Source organism: Nitrosospira multiformis (assembly GCF_003050865.1).
In the GTDB taxonomy this organism is placed as follows: domain Bacteria; phylum Pseudomonadota; class Gammaproteobacteria; order Burkholderiales; family Nitrosomonadaceae; genus Nitrosospira; species Nitrosospira multiformis_E.
Window position 1 is genome coordinate 1 of sequence record NZ_QAOK01000021.1, and the last position, 19859, is coordinate 19859.

12 protein-coding genes are annotated in these 19859 nt (G+C 53.1%); all 12 read right to left on the reverse strand.

Translation table 11 applies throughout. The features are described 5' to 3' along the window. Positions 1-126 precede the first annotated feature (126 nt). The 12 genes from C8R21_RS11030 to ygfZ all read right to left on the reverse strand — a co-directional run bounded on the left by C8R21_RS11030 (position 127) and on the right by ygfZ (position 19829). Entirely contained in the window at positions 127-1563 is a 1437-nt protein-coding gene (locus tag C8R21_RS11030; protein WP_107762749.1) for a TolC family protein, read from the reverse strand. Then, complete coding sequence (locus tag C8R21_RS11035) at positions 1547-4726, reverse strand: efflux RND transporter permease subunit (RefSeq protein WP_107762750.1); 3180 nt, start codon at positions 4724-4726, stop codon at positions 1547-1549. Before C8R21_RS11035 ends, C8R21_RS11030 begins: the two co-directional genes overlap by 17 nt. A 21-nt stretch (positions 4727-4747) precedes the next feature. Further along, positions 4748-5839, reverse strand: coding sequence for an efflux RND transporter periplasmic adaptor subunit (locus C8R21_RS11040; protein ID WP_308811392.1), 1092 nt, complete (start codon positions 5837-5839; stop codon positions 4748-4750). Further along, positions 5836-5970, reverse strand: coding sequence for an efflux RND transporter permease subunit (locus tag C8R21_RS16120; protein ID WP_146162475.1), 135 nt, complete (start codon positions 5968-5970; stop codon positions 5836-5838). The genes C8R21_RS11040 and C8R21_RS16120 overlap by 4 nt, the downstream gene beginning before the upstream one ends. Positions 5971-6010: 40 nt before the next feature. Then, positions 6011-7006: a hypothetical protein gene (locus C8R21_RS11045; RefSeq protein ID WP_107762751.1), complete on the reverse strand. Its 996-nt coding sequence runs from the start codon at positions 7004-7006 to the stop codon at positions 6011-6013. A 539-nt stretch (positions 7007-7545) separates the two neighbouring features. Then, the gene (gene pelG / locus C8R21_RS11050) at positions 7546-8916 is read right to left on the reverse strand and encodes an exopolysaccharide Pel transporter PelG (protein ID WP_107762752.1); all 1371 of its coding nucleotides are present in this window, start codon (positions 8914-8916) and stop codon (positions 7546-7548) included. Between the two features lie 9 nt (positions 8917-8925). Next, positions 8926-10509, reverse strand: a complete 1584-nt coding sequence (gene pelF, locus C8R21_RS11055; RefSeq protein WP_107762753.1) for a GT4 family glycosyltransferase PelF — start codon at positions 10507-10509, stop codon at positions 8926-8928. Next, positions 10506-11651 carry a protein PelE gene (locus C8R21_RS11060; RefSeq protein WP_107762754.1) on the reverse strand — a complete coding sequence of 382 codons (1146 nt, stop codon included), beginning with the start codon at positions 11649-11651 and terminating at the stop codon, positions 10506-10508. The genes pelF and C8R21_RS11060 overlap by 4 nt, the downstream gene beginning before the upstream one ends. Next, complete coding sequence (locus tag C8R21_RS11065) at positions 11651-12922, reverse strand: protein PelD (protein WP_107762755.1); 1272 nt, start codon at positions 12920-12922, stop codon at positions 11651-11653. Before C8R21_RS11065 ends, C8R21_RS11060 begins: the two co-directional genes overlap by 1 nt. After that, positions 12919-15666, reverse strand: a complete 2748-nt coding sequence (locus tag C8R21_RS11070) for a tetratricopeptide repeat protein (protein ID WP_107762756.1) — start codon at positions 15664-15666, stop codon at positions 12919-12921. Before C8R21_RS11070 ends, C8R21_RS11065 begins: the two co-directional genes overlap by 4 nt. Next, entirely contained in the window at positions 15656-18580 is a 2925-nt protein-coding gene (locus C8R21_RS11075; RefSeq protein ID WP_258192365.1) for a bifunctional glycoside hydrolase 114/ polysaccharide deacetylase family protein, read from the reverse strand. The genes C8R21_RS11070 and C8R21_RS11075 overlap by 11 nt, the downstream gene beginning before the upstream one ends. A 202-nt stretch (positions 18581-18782) precedes the next feature. Next, positions 18783-19829 carry a CAF17-like 4Fe-4S cluster assembly/insertion protein YgfZ gene (gene ygfZ / locus C8R21_RS11080; protein ID WP_107762758.1) on the reverse strand — a complete coding sequence of 349 codons (1047 nt, stop codon included), beginning with the start codon at positions 19827-19829 and terminating at the stop codon, positions 18783-18785. Between the last annotated feature and the right edge of the window lie 30 nt (positions 19830-19859).

Here is a 19859-nt window from a genome sequence, read left to right on the forward strand (position 1 = left end):
TCCCCACGGAAATGACGCCATTTGAAATCGGACATTGAGAGCTGCCCCGAAAAACACAATGATGCACCTCGCTTCTTATTTTTTGCAACAGAGCCTTTTTTTGAACCGCTCCTTCCTCTCATCCTTCTACTGCCAACCGCCACCAAGTGATCTATAAAGATCCACCATTGCGTCAAATTGCTTTTGTTGCGTTTCAATTAGATCTTGTTTGGCCTCCAGGCTATCCCTTTGTGTCAATAGCACATCCAGGTAGTCCGTACGAGCAGATTTGAATAGCTGGCTAGCGACATCAATTGATTGGACGAGCGCTTCCACCTGGCTTGTCTTGAACTGATAGTTTTTTTTGAGCTTATCGATGTTTGAAATTTGATTCGCTACTTCCACATAAGCATTGATAATACTTTGCTCATACTCATAAGCTGCCTGAATTTGCCTGGCACTGGCGTTTTTATATTCGGCTCTGATAGCGTACCTATTGATCACTGGAGCTACTAGCTCTCCGGCAACAGCGGCCGCCAATGATTGTGGGGTATTGAACAGGTACTTAACCGCGAAAGCTTCAAACCCTACCCCGGCGTTTATGTTAAAGGTGGGAAAGAAATTTGCCCTGGCCACCTTTATGTTTAATTCCGCTGCCGATAGCTCAAGCTCCGCTTGCCTAATATCAGGCCTGTTTTGTAGCAATTGCGACGGAATACCTGTCATGAGTACTTTGGGGTTTTGCTCCATAAAACCACTGGAAGCACGCTGGATAGGCTGCGGAGTTCTCCCTAACAGGAAGTTGATCCGGTTTTCAACAACCGTAATATCCTGTTTAATTTTGTATATGTTGCTTTTGTTTTTTGCCACTTCTGCTTCATAACGTTTGACCGCAAGTGCAGTTGTTCTTGCATACAGCAGAAGTTGTTTAACCATCTCCAACGCATTTTCCTGAATCCTGATATTTTGCTCTAAATTCTCAAGGTGGTTGTCCAGGGCAAGCAATTCATAGTACGAATGAGCAACGTCAGCGACCAGGTTGGTCACTAAAAAATTTTGACCTTCTTTAGATGCCATGTACTCCAGCACAGCCGCTTCTCTCGCATTCCTCAATCTTTTCCATATATCTACCTCCCAAGTTGAAAATAGCTCAAATCGAAAATCGCCAAGAAACGTAGGAAAGTGTTTGCCGGCTAATGGCAGTTCCTCTTCGATAGCGCCGAAGCGCGTAAACTCGCCGACTTTGTCTCCGCCTGCGCCAGCACGAATACCTACCAATGGCATCAAATATTGACCTCTACGCGCTTGGATTTCATTTTGTGCAATGGTGATGCGCTGCAGCATAATATTAATTTCTTTATTATTAGCAACAGCTATCTCTAGCAAATCTGATAAGGCAGGGTCATCGAAAAAATCCTTCCGCATGACAGTCGCCGTACTGGTCGTTTCAAAAACGTCCGGTTCAAAAGTAGCAGGAAGAGGCACATCTGCTTTTTTGATTGCTACTTTAGGAATACAACCCTGCAACAGCAGCCCCAGCACGACTAAAGCCATAAGCCGAAATGTTTTATTTTTCATTGTCATCCGGGCCGTAATGATAAGTTTCGGCTAGAGGATCAAGATCTTCACCTTGAATTAATTTTTTACCCTCTGCCATTTTCGCAAAAATATAATAAAATCCTGGGATAACGAGGACGCCAAACACGGTACCGGTAAGCATCCCACCCAGTGCTGAGGTACCAATCGTCCTGTTGCCGACCGCTCCAGCTCCCGTAGCCATCGCTAGGGGTATCAACCCGGCTATAAAGGCAAATGAAGTCATCAAAATCGGCCGAAAACGCTCTTTTGCGCCCGCAATCGCCGCTTCTTTGACCGTCATGCCTCCTTCGACTTGCCTCTGGCTTGCAAACTCGACAATCAGTACCGCGTTTTTGCCGAGCAAGCCAATTAACATCACCATTCCCAGTTGGGAATAGACATCATTGGCAAGCCCTAATCCTTTTAACAACAAAAAGGCACCGAAAATACCGGGGGGTAGCGAACATAACACGACCAAGGGTAAAGCAAAGCTTTCGTATTGTGCGGCCAGCACCAGATATACAAACAGGATAACGACGGCGAAGATCAGCACTGCTTCATTGCCCCGGAGGGCTTCGTCGAATGTCAAGCCTTCCCAGGCAACTTCAAAACCTCGCGGCAAAGTGGCTTCCGCGACCTCTTCGATTGCCTTGATAGCTGCGCCCGTGGTATAACCGGGTGCGGGCTCGGCCCGGATCGCCGCAGTGTTATAGAGGTTATAACGCGTCAGCTCGTTGGGCCCCTGCTTTTTCACCATAGTCATGAAGGCAGAGTACGGCACCATTTCGCCTTTATCATTTTTCACAAAATAATTCAACACATCTTCAGGGGCTCGCCTGAATTCCGGCGCAGCCTGGGTGTAGACCTTAAAAAAGTTATTGAAGCGAATAAAGCCCTGTTCATAAGTACTGCCGATCATGATGTCCAGGTGATTCATCGCGTCTTCGATGGTAACCCCTTTTTGCATGGCCAGCCTGTTGTCGATGACCAGTTCGTATTGCGGATAATTGGCCGCATAAAAAGTGAACAAGCCGGTCAATTCCTTACGTTCACGCATCGCATTCATGAACTTTTTATTAAGTTCATCGAATTCGAAGTAATCCGTGTCTAACGTCTTGTCCACCAAGCGAAACGCCAAACCCGATGCCGCACCGTATCCCGGCACTGCCGGCGGTTGAAAAAACTCGATGGTCGCACCTAGGTTATGGGCTTTTTCCTCCAACTCGTGGATGACTTGAGTTACCGAATGTTTACGTTGCGACCAATCTTTCAGGTTGACAACAACAGTCCCTGCATTTGATCCACGGCCTTCGGTGAGTACTTCGTAGCCGGCTAAGGAAGAAATTGATTGTACGCCTTCGATTTCTGCGGCCATTATTTCCAGTTCACGTGCCACTTTGTTGGTCACTTCGATGGTTGACCCGGGCGGTGTTTGGATAATCGCATAAATCATGCCTTGATCTTCGCCGGGAATAAAGCCGGAAGGCAGGACTTTATCGACCGCGAAAATGCCGAAGCCAAACCCGACCAATACCAAAAGCGTGACAAGGCGCCGGGTGACCGTGACATTCAGCAATTTGATGTAGCGGCCGGTGACCTTTTCGAAAACAGAGTTAAAGCCATCGATGAAAATGTTTATCGGGTTTCTCCGTTTCGGCTGGCCGTGAGTGTTTTTAAGAATCATGGCACACAGTACCGGGGTGAGCGATAAAGCCACAATTGCTGAAATAGTGATCGACGACGCCATAGTGATGGCGAACTGTCGATAAAATACCCCGACCGGTCCTGGCATAAACGCAAGAGGGACGAACACTGATACCATGACCAGCGTAATCGCTATAATGGCGCCACCGATTTCCTGCAACACTTTTCGGGAGGCTTCATAAGGGGTGCAATGCTCGGCTGCCATTTTTGCATGCACTGCCTCCACTACCACAATGGCATCATCGACCACAATACCAATAGCCAACACTAAGGCAAACAAGGTGATGAGGTTGATGGAAAGCCCGAACGCAGACATGACGGCAAATGCTCCGACCAGCGAAACCGGTACCGCGAGGACGGGAATCAGGGTAGAACGCCAGTCGCCAAGGAAAATGAAAACCACCAAGGAGACCAGAATGAAGGCTTCCACCAATGTGTGCAGCACTTGGTCGATGGACGCCTCAACGAAACGCGACACATCGTAATTGATTTCGTAGTCCATGCCCTCCGGGAAGGATTTTTTCAATTCTTCCAGTTTTTTCTTCACGTTCTCTATGACTACTTGGGCATTACTGCCGTAGTTTTGCTTCAGCACGATGGACGCGGAAGGGAATCCGTCCTTATCGGAGAAAATATTATAAAACTCGCTGTCCAGAGTGACCTTGGCAACGTCTTTAATGCGCAGAATCTCGCCTGTTGGAGCAGCCCGGAGAATAATGTCCCCATATTCTTCCGGCTTGTTAAAGCGTCCTTTATAAACCAGCACATACTCTTTGGACTGGGCGAGCATGCCTGTGCTTTGACCCAGCCGACCAGGTCGTCCGATAATGCTTTGAGTCGCCAGTGCCTTCATCACCTCTTCTGACGAGACGGCATAGGCTCTCATCCGTTCCGGATTCATCCAAATCCGCATCGCATATTGGCGGGAACCCAATATGGTTGCTTGGGCAATTCCAGTAATGCGTTGAATCTCCGGAATAACATTGACATAGGCATAATTAAACAAAAGCTTCTGATCGGCGTCTTTGTCTTTGCTGTAGAGGTTGACATACATGAGCATGCTGGGCTGGACGAAGTTTACAATCACGCCTTCCAACTGCACCAGTATGGGTAGCCTGCTCATCATCTGATCCACGCGCGTCTTCACGTTAACCATCGCGATATTAGGATCGACGCCTAAATTGAAATATACTTGAATGGTCGCTTCGCCGGCACTGGTTGCATCCGAAGTGATGTATCTCATACCAGGCACGCCATTGATAGCGCGTTCCAAGAGGATCAGGGACGATTTCACCAGTACCTCGGCGCTGGCACCGGGAAACGATACTGCAACCGTGACCCGGGGGGGTGCAATATCCGGAAACTGGGAAACGGGCAATGATTTCATTGCCAACAAGCCCATGAATATGAACAACAGCGATAACACGATCGCCAGCACAGGTCTTTTGAGAAAAATACCAAACATGGCTTAATCCTGACTAAAAGGTTACTCGGTATACAATTTCATCAACTCTGAGCGAACCTCTTGGGGTGGCTTTAAATCGATCATCACCTTGTCTCCAGGACTAACTTTGCGCATACCCTCGATCAAAATCCTGTCTCCGTCATTCAGGCCGCTTTTAACAATAAACATGTGGGGCAATTCGGCCTCTATCTGGATAAGCCTTTGCTCCACTTTTTCTTCTTTGTTGACGACGTAGAGATAGATTTTATCCATGATTTCGAACGTCGCTTTTTGAGGGATGAGCATGGCGTTTGGGTAAGGTACGGTCATTAGGATTGTTCCTGTCTGACCATGCCTGAGAACTCTGTCCGGGTTCTCGAACAAGGCACGAAACTGAATGTTGCCGGAGGTATTATAAAAATCACCTACAATTGTCTCGATGACCCCCGTATGATCGAAAATCTCGCCATTTGCCATCCTTAACTGCACTTTTTCATTGGTTTTGCCTTTTTCGCGCCTTATAAAATCCAGATATTTAGCTTCCGGGACGTTGAAATAGACCCACAAGTGGGCGATATCAGACAACTCCGTCAACAAATCATCTTCATCCAGAAGGCTGCCGATCCTAACAGCCAAATGATCCGTAATCCCATCAAAAGGTGCTCTGACATCGGTGAACCCCAAGTGGGTTTTCGCCAAGTTCACCTGCGCGTTGGCCTTATCTAATTTTGCTTTTGCCAAAGCCAATTCGTTGGGTGATACGATATTCTTATCAGCCAAGGCCTTGGTATTGAGGTATTCGATGTTCATATTTTGCGCTTCGGCTTCCGCAGTTAGAAGTTCTGCCTGATAGACGTTGGGCATGATTTTGAACATGGGCTGTCCCTTTTTTACCCATTGCCCTTCGTCTACAAAAATATGGGTTAAATAGCCCTTTTCCAAAGAGCGGACTTCAATATGTCTGATGGCACGAATCTGACAGACATAGGGTTCCAGGATGGAAGTGTCTTCACGGAACGGTGTGGTTGCCGCATAGTGCGGCATTTCTTCATGTGCCTCGTGTTTTTGGCATCCACTCAATACCAGAGTGGCGATTAAGCCTAGAACGATGGATAATTTAGTGACCATTTTCATGCCGTCTTGATAGTGGGAAAGACGTCCGTCGGCTTATGCCGCATCGCCCTGATTCCAAACAGGACGATCAGAATGGAAAGAACCACGAAGGTGTAAGGTTTCCGCAGCGCCATAATTACGATCTGGTTCATACTATGTTCTCTCTTATGCCTTCGGTAAAAAATTCATTTACTAGAATATTGCACGTAAGGATGAGGCAATTCTTTTGCAAATCCTTACAAGGTTGGACGTGCAGTCTCCCGCCTTGCGTCTCCAGACGGTCTGAACAGGATTACTGCCCATCCCTTGCCAAACCCAGAAGCTGATCACCCGGCAGAATATTCCGGGAGAATGGGGGGAAGGGAGCGCCGTACCGCTCCCGCCGTTCCTGAAAATCTCGTCCTTCGTTATGTGCTGCCCGAGCGCCGTGCCGGCGTATGTCTCGGCAGATCCTAATGGCCAGATTGGCTGTTCGATATCGATAAGATGGACGTTGCAGTATCGGCCGCCGGTATCGAGCCGCAGCTGATTGGGAAGTGTTTTGGCAATCAGGAGGAAGATGGCGCCGAAGGCTGCGGCAGCCGGATTGTTTCCCGACGCGATGGCAATCGCCGCAGCGACCGCGGATATTTTTGCAATATTTCTGCGTCTTCCAGTTTTGCCGACTTGAAGGGCGGGAAAGCTCTGAACCTTGTCGGTATGCTCCAGCGCATAGTTAAATCCAAGCTCCGCCGCTTCGTCGTCTGTCTTCCCGGCAGCCCGGGGAAAAACAGCCTGGCACATTGCCAGGATTTGGTTTAGGTTCCGTTCGCAAGCTCCGAGGATCGTTGCCGATGCGGCCACGGCTCCGCAGGCGATTTGCTGGGGGCGAGTGCCTGCTGCAGCCCATTGCGCCGCATTTGCCACCGCGTTCGAAATGGTTTCGCTTACGACTCGCATGTTGTCCGCATTCAGGAGTCCTATGACTTCCGCTGAGTGGTCCTTGTCGTAGTGGCTGACAAGAATGTGGTCGAGGGAGTAACCGTAACCCCTGAGGATGGGATCGATAAAGTTGTGGACTGTCTCGGCATACCCGAGTAGTCCACCCTCGATCAATATCGTCCGGTGTCGCCCCGCTGCCACGTCTGCCGCAACCACGAGCGCACTTTCTCCCTGCCCGACGTCAATCGTATGGATGGTGAGTTGCATGGCGATGAGCTTTCAAGTTTTCCCCCTTCCAAGATAAACAGGTAACTCGCACACCGAGAGCGTCAGCTGCGTGCTATCACGCTGTAACGGCTGATAGACGGGCGATTATGAAGTGCGGATGATCGATTCAGCGGTCAAACGGGACACTTTCCACAGTGGCCTTTCTTCGACTGATCGGCATATGTTTAAGGGATGCCAACAACCAGTGTGGGATCAAAATTACCACACTGGTTGTAAGAGAACTATGATGGATAGGTGGTGAATTTGTGAATACTGCAGACCTGATCACCAAGTCAAAAAGTGTGGACAGTTATAGAAGTCCGCATGAGAGGAGGAAGTGCTGGAGGGGAAGTGCTGACCGAAGCGGAGGAACTCATTGCACGGCGTGACGCGAGGAAGTTCACCGATGCCGCAGAATCCGCGGCTGGGCGTCGGCGCCCGTACGGGCGAGACTCTCCATTTCATGAGTCAAGTCATTCCCGTGAAATGACTTGTCATTATTCGTCTGCTATGCACTTGGTATTTTTGAGAGACGCGGGCTAACCCTGCAGCATGAATGTTTCATACTCCAGCCGGTTGAACTTGTGCGAGAGGATGAAGAGACCAAGAAATGCGGACAGCGTCACCGATACCGCAAAGCCATATCCGAAGGATTCGGCTCCCAGTTGCAGCGTGGCAACGGTGAACAGCAGGTTGGTTATAAAAAAACATGCCGTAACGATCAGTACTTCCCGCCGGGCGTCGAGATAAAAAAGTATGTTGAGTATCGCCATCAGCAGCACCTGCACACTGACTGCAACCACATCAATATAAAACAAATGAATGTAGAGCGGGGATATGCCAATGGTTTGCAGCAGGCCCCTGCCCCACAGAAGGCACAGCACCACCGTCAGACCCTGCACTTTGAAGATTTCGTAGATACCCTGCCGGGCAGCATACACCATCCGGTCACGCCTGTATTCAATATGCATCAGCGTGTCGCCTTCACGCACGGCACGGTAAAAACGTTCGTGCTGTTCGGCAAAATCCGCTTCTATGCTCACCAGAAATACGGCCATCCCCGGCAGAATGAATAGATATGCCAGAAAAATGGGAAGATCGTAGATGATGGACGCGCGCAATGGACCGATGACTGCCTCGGAAGTGTAGGGCACGAACCAGAAGATGAATTTGTCGATCCACACCGCCAGGTAATAGAGCGTGCCGACCGCAAACAGGCTGTAAAAGCTCCGGCTTCGATCGAGAAAGTCAAATTTGAGCAGGGAATTTCCGGGATATTCCCGCACGATATGATGCAGGAATGAAAACAGCAGATAGCCGTGACCGGTCAGCACGCCAAGTAACAGGCCGTTGAGTTCCCATGGAGATGCGAGGAGCCCGACTGCAATTCCCAGGGAGTAACCCTTGGCCAAGGTCCAGATGATGCGCCCATACGCCTTCATCCCCGACAGGAAAATGAGGACAATCCACATCCCGCTCAACACAACAAAATTGCACAGTAGCAACAGTTGCTGGAAAAATGGTCCCGTGAAAAGCGAGAAGATAAAGGGCGCTGCCCACGTAAAGCCACCCGCCATGGTCAACATCAGGACGCCGAAAAGATTGGGCAGCACCTCTGCCTTGTCATTGGCATAAGTCCGGTCCGCGACGAACCGCGTGAACATAAGCTGCATACCCCCGGTCCAGATCAGCGAACCCGCCATCATGTAGGTAACGCAGATCTGAAAGGCGTTGACCTCGCGCTGTTCCACACCCAGCATGACGGCAAGAACGCCTATCATCATGATGCTCAGAATTGAGAGCACCCAGGGACCACCGCTGACTAGGCCGGCATAACCATAGGCTCGCAACACCGACCAGTAATTGTCGCGCTCCAGGATTTTGCGGATTTCGAAACCGATGCCGGCCATATAGTTACATCAGTTCGCTACTGCCGGATGCCGCGGTACGCCCAGGGCTCCCGAGTAGACTTCCCGATAAGATGAAAACATGAGCTGATCGTCATAGTAGCGTTTCACGCGCGCAAGCCCCGCCTGCTGCGCAGCGCGCCACTTCTCCGAGTTGTTCAGCAGTTCGAGTGCTGCTTTTGCCGTGCCTTCGGGATCGGCAATGTGCACTACACTACCCGCTGCCCCCAGTGCCCGATCCTGCTCGGCCGCTCCTTCGATGAGCTCCCGGCAGGACCCCACATCCGTGGCAAGGCAGGGAACACCGCTGGCGAAAGCCTCGAGTATTACCAGCGGCAGGGCTTCACTGATCGAGGTCAGTACCATCAGGCCAAGCTGGGGCAGAATTTCCAGCATGTTTTGAAAGCCCATGAATCTGAGATGATCCTTCAGGCCGAGACTTTCGGCCAGTTCCTTGCATTCATTCACATACGACGGATCCTCGTCTTCCGGACCCACAATCCATCCTTGCGCATCAGGACGCTCCTTGACCAGCATCCGCAATGCCCGGATGAACGTCTTGATATCCTTGATCGGCACCACGCGTCCGACCAGCCCCAGCACCGGTGGAATATTTTCCGGCCTTTTTTCGAGTGCGCCCCGATAACGTTCCACGTTGATTCCGTTGGTAATGACTCGTGTTTTTTCCGGGGCCGCCCCATCGGCAACCTGTCTCAACCGATTCCCCTCATACAGGCTGATGATGGGCGAGGCCTGCGCGTACGCCATGCGCCCGAGCTGCTCGTAGAACCTGATCCAGAGGCCGCGGATATACCCCATTTCATCGTGCAGCGTATTGCATACATCATCATTGTGATCATGGATCCAGGTAGCCTGCGCCAGGTCGATTTTCCGCTCCTTGGTATAGATTCCGTGCTCGGTGAGCACAAAGGGGATGTTTCGCCGCAGCCGTATCATCGCACCCAGCAGTCCTGCATAACCGGTCGAAATGGCATGCACTGCCCGCACTGGCGGGAGCCCGGCCGCGATATCGGCCAATACGAACAGCGGCGTATGCATTGCACGTATCGCCCAGAAATAGTCCACAAACGAGGGTTCAGTACAACGCTCTTTATACTGTCGGGTAATGTAATCCCACGAAGCCTCGCTATATAGAAAATCCTCCTGGCTGATGCCGCCTTTGGAGCCCAGTCGCGCAAATGCATCGATCATTTTCCCCTCAGCCAATTTCCCAGGCTGCCGCATGGTGGCGTGCAACTCTTCCATTTCCTTAAAAGGCTGGCGGCTACCCTTGCGGGCATGCGGCTTCGCAAGGCTGCTTCGGTGCAGCAGATAGTGCGTTTCGACATGCCTCACATTCGGGGGAAACTGATACTGCGCCGGTCCATACATTTCCTTCTGGCCACCTATGAAGATCACGGCGAAGGTAAATTCCGGCAAACCGTTTATGATCTGGTGGACCCATGAAGATACCCCGCCACGTACATAGGGATAGGTTCCTTCCAGCAGGAGGGCGATATCCGCCACGTGTTCCACAACCGACCCTGCTGCCCGTACCATCGAGGATCTCTCCGCCCCTGCCTGGATCATGCTCATTTATTCCACCACGCTCTTACCAGGGCCAGTTCCCGCCCCTTCTCCCCAACACGTGCAAGCACGGATAAACAGCGCTTCGCCTCGGAGAATTTCCGCTCCCGGAAAGCGATTTCGGCAAACCATGGCAGCAGTTGTTGCTGGTGCGCGCCATAGGTTTCCGCGTTGACAAAAGCCTTTCTCGCGAGAGCAGCTTCACCTGATTCCAATAAAATCCGACCATACAACAGCCAACTGTCGGGGTCTATGCCCTCCCATAGAGAGGATGCTTCACTCATCCCATGTTTGGGCGACGTCAGAGATGCCTCGGGTGCAGCAGGCACAGGGGCCGATGCAGATGCAGATGCAGAGGGAGCGTCGCGCGGCGTGATGGATGACGAGGTCAATACGACCTCCATTTGTGTGCGGGCGTTTTTCAGCCAGTGCTGCCTGACCGCACCCTGTACCAGTTTGTGATATACCAGTTCCCAGCACAGCGCGGCGATCGTTTTGCGGCAGGCATTTTGTGCTCGTGGAGGAAGTTGTGGCAGCGCTTCGGTTAAAGCCAGGACACGGTCGGTGAGCCTCTTTTCATGGGCATCCTTCATCGCATAGGCAAGCAGCCTTACGTCATCGATCGGGTCGCGAGTAGCCTTCGACCAGATCTCCATGGCTTCTCTCGGCGCCATGTGCCGTGTTGCCATTACCGCTTTCAACCGCTTGAGCGAGCGCTCGGCAAAATGGACAATCTGGCGCAGAGCCCCCTGGCTGTAAGGGGGAACAGGGAAAATGACAGGTGGTGAAAAAGGCAGCTCAGGCAGGATTATAATCTTTACATTCTTCGCGGAACGGGTCCGAGGCCGTTTCAATGCACGTGTTATGCTCCACAGCACGCCCAGCGCCCCGAAAACCGGCAGAATCCATAGAAAGGCAAACAGCAACCCCAGGCTTCTGCGAGGAGGAAGCTTGTAGCGACGCGGCAATGACTGCCAGAACATGCGCGCAAGGTAATACGAGGAAGCAGAGTGAAATACAATTGCCGTGAACAGCAGCGCGCCTTCCTGCCAAGCTGCAAGCGCATCATCCGCGCTCCACCCCACCAGGAGAACGGCCACTGCTTCAGCAGTCACTCCTGACAACGCAAGCAGGCCATACATGCGACGCATCACCCCTGCTCCAGGGAGCGGATCCTTTGCGGATCGATTTCGTTGACAGGCATCCATTCCTGTGCGGATGTTGCGGGAATATCGGCTACTCGCTGCGCCCATGCTCGTGCGCCGGTAATATCCGTCATTGGCAGCATCACCCAGACGACATGTTGATCCTTTTCGCGCGCAAGGCAGATAAAATCGATAGCACGAATCGAAAACCGCAGCTTTTCGTGAATGCCCCGCATCTCATCCGGATTTCCGGATAATCTCAGGAGTGCCGTATCGAGCTTGAAGCGCGAAAAATCTTGAAATGCACGTTCAAACGAAGCAATAAACCGGGAAACCGATGGTCTCGCCGTTCCGAAGCGGAGATGGTCCACACCATGTGCCACCAGCACCGCGATAAGCTTGAGATTGCTTTCATGAAACGAAAAAAAAGGCATGGAACGCACTGCCAGCACGGCATTTATTTCGCCGATGGAGTCAGCCAAAGGTACCGCAGCCAGAAGCCCGGCCTGATCCATCACTGAATCCTGCAGAAGATTCACCGTGGCCAGTTCGCCGCTATCGAGTGACATTCTCAGCACTGGATCAGCCTCATCGACTGGAAATCGCTCTCCCACACAGGCCAGAACCTGGGAGGTATCAAGGCGGTCGGCAGTAATACCAATAATGCAGGCCTGCGTTAATGCACCATATTCCGCCACAAATTCAACAAGCTTTTGCAATGAACTTTCCGTCAATCCATCGATGCCATTCAGGGTGGATTGAAGGTGCATGATGCCTTCACGCAGGGAAAAGCCGCTGTTGGCAACGGTCTGTTCGAGACGGTCATGGGACAGGCGCAACAACTGGTAACTGCGCGTGAATTCCTCAAGACGCTCGGCGCGGTATTGATACGCGCCCTCCAGTCGGTGCAGGCGGCGCCCCCACATGTCACGAAATTCCCCCGCCACCATTGCTACTACCACAACGCCTATCGCCCAAGGCAGCGGAAAGCTCTTCGCGACCTGCCATTGCTGGTCAATGGCAACACCCAGCACTGCGAGTGTCAGCAGGGCGCTGACAAAACCAAAGACAAACCCGTACCGTAACCCCGCGAGCAGGGGCGCCAGCACTGCCCACGGGAATCCGCCACTCAACCGGAAAGGGTCAGCCTGCTGGGTAATGAATGATGCCGCAATTACAACAACAGTTATAACGAATGTTTCAAACCAGCCGCCCCACGCAGATACGGGGGTGTTTACATCGACAACCTCTATACCTTCCAGCCAGGGTTTCTTCATCGCTTTGCAGGCTCACTGTTTGCAGGAAATTCCCGGATCTTGGTCAGCATTTCGCGGCAGATATCCAGTTCCGTCGCCAAATCGCTCGGGTTGGGTTTCGGTTCGCCGGCCAACCAGCGATTCGCACGATCCACATCGTCTATGGATAAGGGCAGCATGTCCGCATGCGATGCGGCCGCAGGTTGACGCTTCAGGTGATCCGAAATGAGCGCCAGTTGCCGGGCCACTTCACGCTCATTCCTGTTCCTGACTGCCTTTGCGAAGGCTTTCCATTGTGACAGCTCAAGCCGTTCCATCTCTCTGCGCAATGCGAAATAGTCGGCATTATCCAGTTTTCCTCCAAAACCCCATTGGTTCCGAATCGACTGTAATTCCTCCTGTTTCTCTGCGTCATCAGTATCATCTCTTTTGGCTGGGAAATACTTTGATCCGAAGAAGTACTCGGCCAGGCGTGACGGATATTTCACTTCAATCTGGGAATTCTGCTTTGAAGCGAATATTTCGAGTGCCTGAAGGCGGGCATAGTTGGCATGAGCCGGGCAACCTGCCCATTCCATATTGTCGGCCAGCGCCAATATCCAGAGAAAATCCGCAGGCCGGGTCGAAAGCGATCGCAAAAACCAGGCCGCTGCCTGAACCGGCCTGCCCAAACCTTGCTCGCCTGCCGCGAGGGCTTCGGCTAAAGCCGGATTGACCGTAGACTGATTGGCTGACTGGGCACGATAGGGCGCAACGACGGATTCAAGCAGCGCATGATCAATTTTCTCGTATGATAGCAATAGCCAGATCATGGCTTCGGTGACTTCCGGATCTGCGGCCTGCAATCTCAAGATCTCATGCAGTGCATCACGTGCAGCGCTTTGCTTCCCCTGCGCCATTTTGCGCATCGCTTGGAAATACCAGTAATCCGGTGCCTGCACTGCTGAAGGAAGTTTTTCCGCAACCTTGAGCCAGTGATCCAGCTCATCCCAATTCCCCCGCTTCCAGGAAAAACGCATCAGGCGCTGCAAGTCCTCGATGCGCTTCAATCTTTCCCATCCATAGCGCGCAAGCCGCTCGCTTTTTTTATCATCGTGATGACGCAGGGCCAGACGTTGCAGGTTTTCCAGAATTTCCACATCATCCGGCCGAAGGACCAACGCTTTTTCGTAGGCTTTGCTGGCGTAGGCATCCTGCCCCAGTTGCGTGGAGACTTTCGCCAGCAGCAGCCAGTATTCTTCCGCAGAAGCAGGGTCCGGCGAGTCGATGTCCCGGAGCAGCAACTGAAAGCCCTTTTGCGTATTGCCGGCTTCCTCATACAGCCTCGCCAATGCAAGCCTCTGCCGCCTATCCTGAATTTCCGGCATATCTTCATACAACGTGAGCGCCGCATCCGGTTTGCCCTGGAGAACAAGAACTTCCACCAGTGCTTTAAGTATGGGTGGAGGGTTATCGAATCGCTCTGCGTGACGTCGCAACTGCTTTTCCACACGAGACGGCTGGGCAACAGCGAGACCCGCCCTGACATAAGCTTCCGCTTCGGTAGCCGTCAGCTTGCGGCGAGACATGACTGCCTCAAGGAGCTGCACAATCGCCTCGTTATCCGGCTTTGCCTGAGCCAGTGCGAAAGCCCGGGTTTCAGCCTCCTCATCAGCTTTATCGCGCGCAAAAGACAACCACAAGGCGAGCGCTTCATCGGGCTGACCGTTCCAGTCATACAAATGGGCAAGCAGTCGATGACGTTCGCTTCCAGGAATCAGAGAAGCACGCAATACAACCGCCCGGGCAAGACCCTCGTCGAGGAGACCCATCGAAACCTGCAACCGGACAATACGTTCTGCCAGCTTCTGATCCCCGGGTGTCTGCACGCTCGCCTGCTCCAGCCAAATCAATGCATGGTCACGATCACCCATTGGCTGGGCAACGTCGGCCGCCAGCATCAGCAACTGTGCGTCCGCGCTGGAGGGGGCAACCGGGCTGGAATTACCAGGACCTGCGACATCAGCCGGTCTACTATAAGCGGAAAGTATTTTTATCGCAGCTTTCAAGGCCTCCCGGTCAACCCCCGCCTGAAGATAGGCGCCTAAACATGCTTTCGCCAATTCTGTTTTCTTCCTGGCTACTCGTTCGAAAGCGAAAGCCTGGCAGAAATTTCGTGCTGCAACTCTGGGTTGTGCGGCCGCAAGCCGTTGTCTGGCAGCAAAAGCCAGCCAGCGCGATTTCGTCTGCCGGGTTTCATTCTGCATGCCAACCAACTGCTCGAAGGTTTCCGCTATGACCGAGGGTTCGCCAAACTGCTCTGCCAGCAACACCACCTGATTCGACTCTTTGTCATTCTCCGCCAGGCGCAGCAAAGAAGGAACCAGCTCCCCGATACGCCTTCGCAGAGATGCCTCGACATCTCGGGGAGGATGCCGGTAAAGCTGCTGCAGTGCCAGCTTCAGCTCCGCCAGGCGAATCTCGTAGGTCAACCCTGACTCGGGAGCATTCTGCAGGGGTTCCATGGCAAGGATGGCCTCATCGGTCATGCCCGCTTCCGTCAGCACCTGCACGAGCGACAGGCGTAGCGGAGCGTTACGCGGGTCCGACTGCACGAGAACGCGAAGATAAGCGACTGACAAAGCATCTTTTGCTGACAGGTTGGCTGGATCCCTGAAAGCGGGCTGGCGCGGAAACAATACCCAGAAGGCAATGAGAACCACCGCGCTCATGAACAGCAACGCGGGCGCGTTTAGCAGTGATTCGCGTTGCGTTTCAACACTCAAGCCGGAATTTTCCCGCTGCCAGGTTTCCTGAAACTGTATAAACGGAATGTGTACCCTTCGCCTGCGGCGTCAATCTGGTGTCATTTATGCTCAAGGCGCAGGAAGCGGGAGCCGTGACAGTCAGGGGAGCCAGACGTCCCCGCGATTCGAATAAAAGCGTGGCGGAGCCATCATTGTTGATATGCCAGGATTTCAGGGGCGCGCTGGCCTCGATCAATCTCAGTCCCGGATTTCCGTTCCGTTTACCCTGGGCGGCTTTAAGGATTGCGTGATTCCGGGCAAGGTAGATGTAGCGGTTGTCATTGCGGTCATTATATCCCACTACATCGCTGGAGATTTCCGGGGTCATTTCGGTCTTGGGCAACCGCACTGTTCTAAGCGCATCTCCGAAAAGAAACCAATTGCCATCGAGATCGCGCGCGATGCTCGCGGTCTGGAACGCGCGCGTGCGGGTGGCATATTCATCGACCCAGATGCCGAGCACATTTTCCTTGCGCTGCGCCTCCGCCATCTGCTCCAGAAGCTCCCTCCCCCGTTCGTTCAGGAATGCATCGGCATGAATCGATATCGACGAAATACGCAACCGGCGTGCACGGTCGAGCTCGCGGTTCCACTCGCCAACCTTGCCAAAATTCAGGGCTTCGCCGTACCAGAGTTGCGCGAACAGCGGCTCGGCAACCAGCGGCGTCATCACCTGAATACCCCATTCGGTCGGACGAAGCGCGGGATCAAGGTCTGCAAGCGACATCTGTCCGCTCTGCCAATGCAGACCCCCTCCGCCATAATGCGGCAACCCGGCTTTCTGCGCAGCTGCCAGCACAGCCGGTCCTGGCTTGCCATCCCCCGACCAGATCAACAGCGGGGGAGAATCCGGTGCCATCGTGTGCAGGAATGGAAGAGTGCCGCCCGTTTCGCGCGTCATTTCCGCCGCGTAATCCTTCATGAATACGCTGTAACGGTAGGGTTGCTGATCCGCGTCTGTCTTGCCTTCGAATACCCCCCAATAAAAAGGATGGCTGTAAGTATGGCTGGCCAGGCGAACCTGGGGCAAACTGGCTACCTCGCGCAGCTTGCTCCGCTGCTCTTCGGTCGCCACTTCCGCTTCGATGGCACCCAATGTTATCGGCAGCGGGTTTTTTTCCATCCACCCCTTGAGCCGATCGATCGCCTCCACACCCTGCTCATCCTTTGCAAACAGGCGATCTCCCCTCACCTCGATAATCCCCAGGCGCCGCCCGTTTTCCGTTGTCATGTCAAACACTGGCTGCACCGGCAGGCGCAATGCCGCCTGGAAAAAAACAAAAGGATCGAGCAGCCATTCGTGGCGCCCGGATGCACTCTCGTTCAGGATGTGAGGGTGTAACGCGTAACCGCCCCAGCTCGTCACCGCGACCGGATGAAATATTTTGTCAGCACTGCTCAGAGTGAGCCATGCGTTATTGCGATCCCGAACACGCACATCGGGCGTGCCGCTGCCGATCACCGGAGCGGATTCGGGGCGTCCCAGGCGCTCGTTCATGGCATCGAGTTTCAGGATGCCGGTCGTCGGTTGTAATTCCCCCTGATAATCCAGCAGATTCCGGCACGCAACACCCGCGGGCAGATAACCCATGAGCACTATCGGCAGTCCCGCATTCGCTTCTGACTGCAGCCGTGCGCAGACACTCTCATACCGTTCGGTACCGTTCGCACTGTCCTCCCCCAGCCACGAGATAATTCCGGCATATCGCCCGACGAGCGGTTCAATCGGCAGGGGGAGCTGATCGATGTACCAATAGTCGAGCGCCAGGCCAAGATATTCGAGCGGCATGGCCGCACGCCGAAACAGATCATGCTCCATCTGCTGCGCGGGCGTTCCGTTTACGATAGCCAGCAGCTTGCGGGGAGCAAGGCGCATCCGCCCGTGCCCCAGCCACGTCAGGTCTCCATTGGCGACCCAGGGCATGAACCCCAGCTTGAAGATGTCGCGCGCTGTTTTTTCGGCCTCCACCCAGTTTCCCGGATCGACATAGTCGAGCACCGTAATGGGCACCTTGAATTCGTTTTGCGCCCGCGCCAGCTGATCGAGCAGCCACTTTCTGTTTTCTTCCTTGGTTGGAGCGTGTTTACCGCTAACTGGATCAAAACCATGAAAAAGTGATTCCGCCACCATACCGTCAGCATACTGGCTGGCGCGGTCCAGCACTTCGAAGCCACGGTTGAGAATGAGCTTGCATCCTGGAAAACGCTGCTTGACTTCCGCGAGCAGTGAAACCAGTCCTTTTTCCTGCTCTTCGCGTTGCTTGCCTTCTTTCGTCACGATCAGGTAACTGTCGACCGTATCGAGAAAAAAAGCGCGATAGCCGTCACGCCACAAGCGTTCGAAATGCTGCTTCAGCAGATATTCGCGCCAGGCAGGATCGGTCATGTCCATTACCAGACTGTTCCAGGCAGGATTGACGCCTATCGACCAATCCGTATCGATACGCGCCATATCTTCGCTGTTGCGGGCAATTTCACCAAACGAGACATAGGCGAAGATGAGTGAAGAATCCAGATTCAACAGTGCTGTTTTCTCATGTGGCAGAATCTGGCTTGGCTGAATGACGATCTGGTCGAAATGGCGCAGGTCTTCGATGGGCGGCCTGCTGCCATAGTAGAAAGCAATATCGCGTTTCTCCAGTTCCAGTCCATCTGCGTGGGCTGCGGATGCCACCAGCATCAATGACAGAAGCAGCCGCCCGATGCCTGAACAGAGCAACGATACTTTGCTCCAGATCGCACCGGAAAAATAGAACAGGGAGCGGAATCCTGATAGTTGAAGCAGGTTGTCATGGGTGCCGCTATGGTCTTTGCGGTCTTTCCAGATACGCAGGACACCTCCGTCTCCGATGTCAATGCCGGGAATAATGGGATTGCGTGTAGCAGTTTGCAAAACTTGTCGAGATATCCTTTCTGCTCCGGAGGCCAGTGGGGCGTACCGGAATGTATTTTGTATTAAGGTGCTTCGCAAGGTAACAGGGAATGTTCTTTCTGTCGGGTTTCCTGGTGGGAAATTTGACCGTCAAGGCAGATCTCATCGAGAGGCATGCTGCTATTTGATAATGACAAAATAGAGCGCATACCGTTTTTACTCTTTACTGGATTGCGGAATAGGGCAGCGGCATAATTCCCAGCGCGGGACCATCCAGCGATTTCCAGTGAATTTCACCTGCTTCGACACTGCTGGCCTGAATGACAGCCAGCAGATCGGTTCCTCCGTCGGAGGACGATGCCGGGTTGACTACCATACCCGCGGACTGTTCCCCCAAATCGGCGCTGAATAACTCATCCCCCGCTTCGATTGGCAAGTCACACGTTTCCGAACGAATATTTGCAAGATACATGCGCCGCTTTATTTTGCCGAGATACTGGGTGCGGGCGACGATTTCCTGACCGGGATAACAGCCTTTCTGAAAGCTTATCCCGCCGAGGGCATCCAGGTTCACCATCTGTGGCACGAATTGTTCCTGAGTTGCAGGCAGGATGTGGGGAATACCTGCCCGGATTTCCAGCCAGTCCCAACAGGGCTTCCCTACCGGCACCGCATTTCTGCTCAAATCTTCCCAGATCGTGGGCGCCTGCTCCGGAAGAATGAGGAGTTGAAAGCGATCCTCTGCAAGACGGATGATGCTGCCTTTTTCGCCATGCCTCACTCCCAGCGGCGCGGCAGGAATTTCACCCAGGATCTCCCTTAACAGAGCCGCGGCGTGGCAGCCCGCAACCCCTATGCGGACCCAGGCTCCGCTGCTGTCCGCCAACTTGACCTTGGCCCGCAGCACATACATGGCAAGGCGCTTCTGGATCCCCGCGAGCAACATTGCGGGCAACTGCATGAGATAACCGTCATCAGTTGTGCGCAAAATAAGAAAAGTCGCGAGAATTCTGCCTTTCGGATTGCAATAACTTCCGTAGGAGGCTCCTGAGGCAGTGACACGCCTTATGTCGCAACTCAACTGTCCTTGCAGAAAAGTTTCCGCATCCTCCCCCCCAAAGTGAATCAGGCCAAAATGAGAAAGATCACTCAGCACGTTGGCAGATCGGGTACTCTCAAGTTCGGCAGCAGCATTGCCGTAGCTGACAATGCAGTCTTCCCGAAAAATCGCACCACGGCTTTGCAGGTAGGAGCGCCAGACAGGATTCATGTAAAGGCAGATGCTCGAAGAAGGCCCGAA

Excerpts from the sequence above, each read along its gene's own strand:
- C8R21_RS11030 (WP_107762749.1), bottom strand. The coding sequence starts at position 1,563 with ATGACAATGAAAAATAAAACATTTCGGCTTATGGCTTTAGTCGTGCTG.
- C8R21_RS11035 (WP_107762750.1), bottom strand. The coding sequence starts at position 4,726 with ATGTTTGGTATTTTTCTCAAAAGACCTGTGCTGGCGATCGTGTTATCG.
- C8R21_RS11040 (WP_308811392.1), bottom strand. The coding sequence starts at position 5,839 with ATGAAAATGGTCACTAAATTATCCATCGTTCTAGGCTTAATCGCCACT.
- C8R21_RS16120 (WP_146162475.1), bottom strand. The coding sequence starts at position 5,970 with ATGAACCAGATCGTAATTATGGCGCTGCGGAAACCTTACACCTTCGTG.
- C8R21_RS11045 (WP_107762751.1), bottom strand. The coding sequence starts at position 7,006 with ATGCAACTCACCATCCATACGATTGACGTCGGGCAGGGAGAAAGTGCG.
- pelG (WP_107762752.1), bottom strand. The coding sequence starts at position 8,916 with ATGGCCGGCATCGGTTTCGAAATCCGCAAAATCCTGGAGCGCGACAAT.
- pelF (WP_107762753.1), bottom strand. The coding sequence starts at position 10,509 with ATGAGCATGATCCAGGCAGGGGCGGAGAGATCCTCGATGGTACGGGCA.
- C8R21_RS11060 (WP_107762754.1), bottom strand. The coding sequence starts at position 11,651 with ATGCGTCGCATGTATGGCCTGCTTGCGTTGTCAGGAGTGACTGCTGAA.
- C8R21_RS11065 (WP_107762755.1), bottom strand. The coding sequence starts at position 12,922 with ATGAAGAAACCCTGGCTGGAAGGTATAGAGGTTGTCGATGTAAACACC.
- ygfZ (WP_107762758.1), bottom strand. The coding sequence starts at position 19,829 with ATGAATCCTGTCTGGCGCTCCTACCTGCAAAGCCGTGGTGCGATTTTT.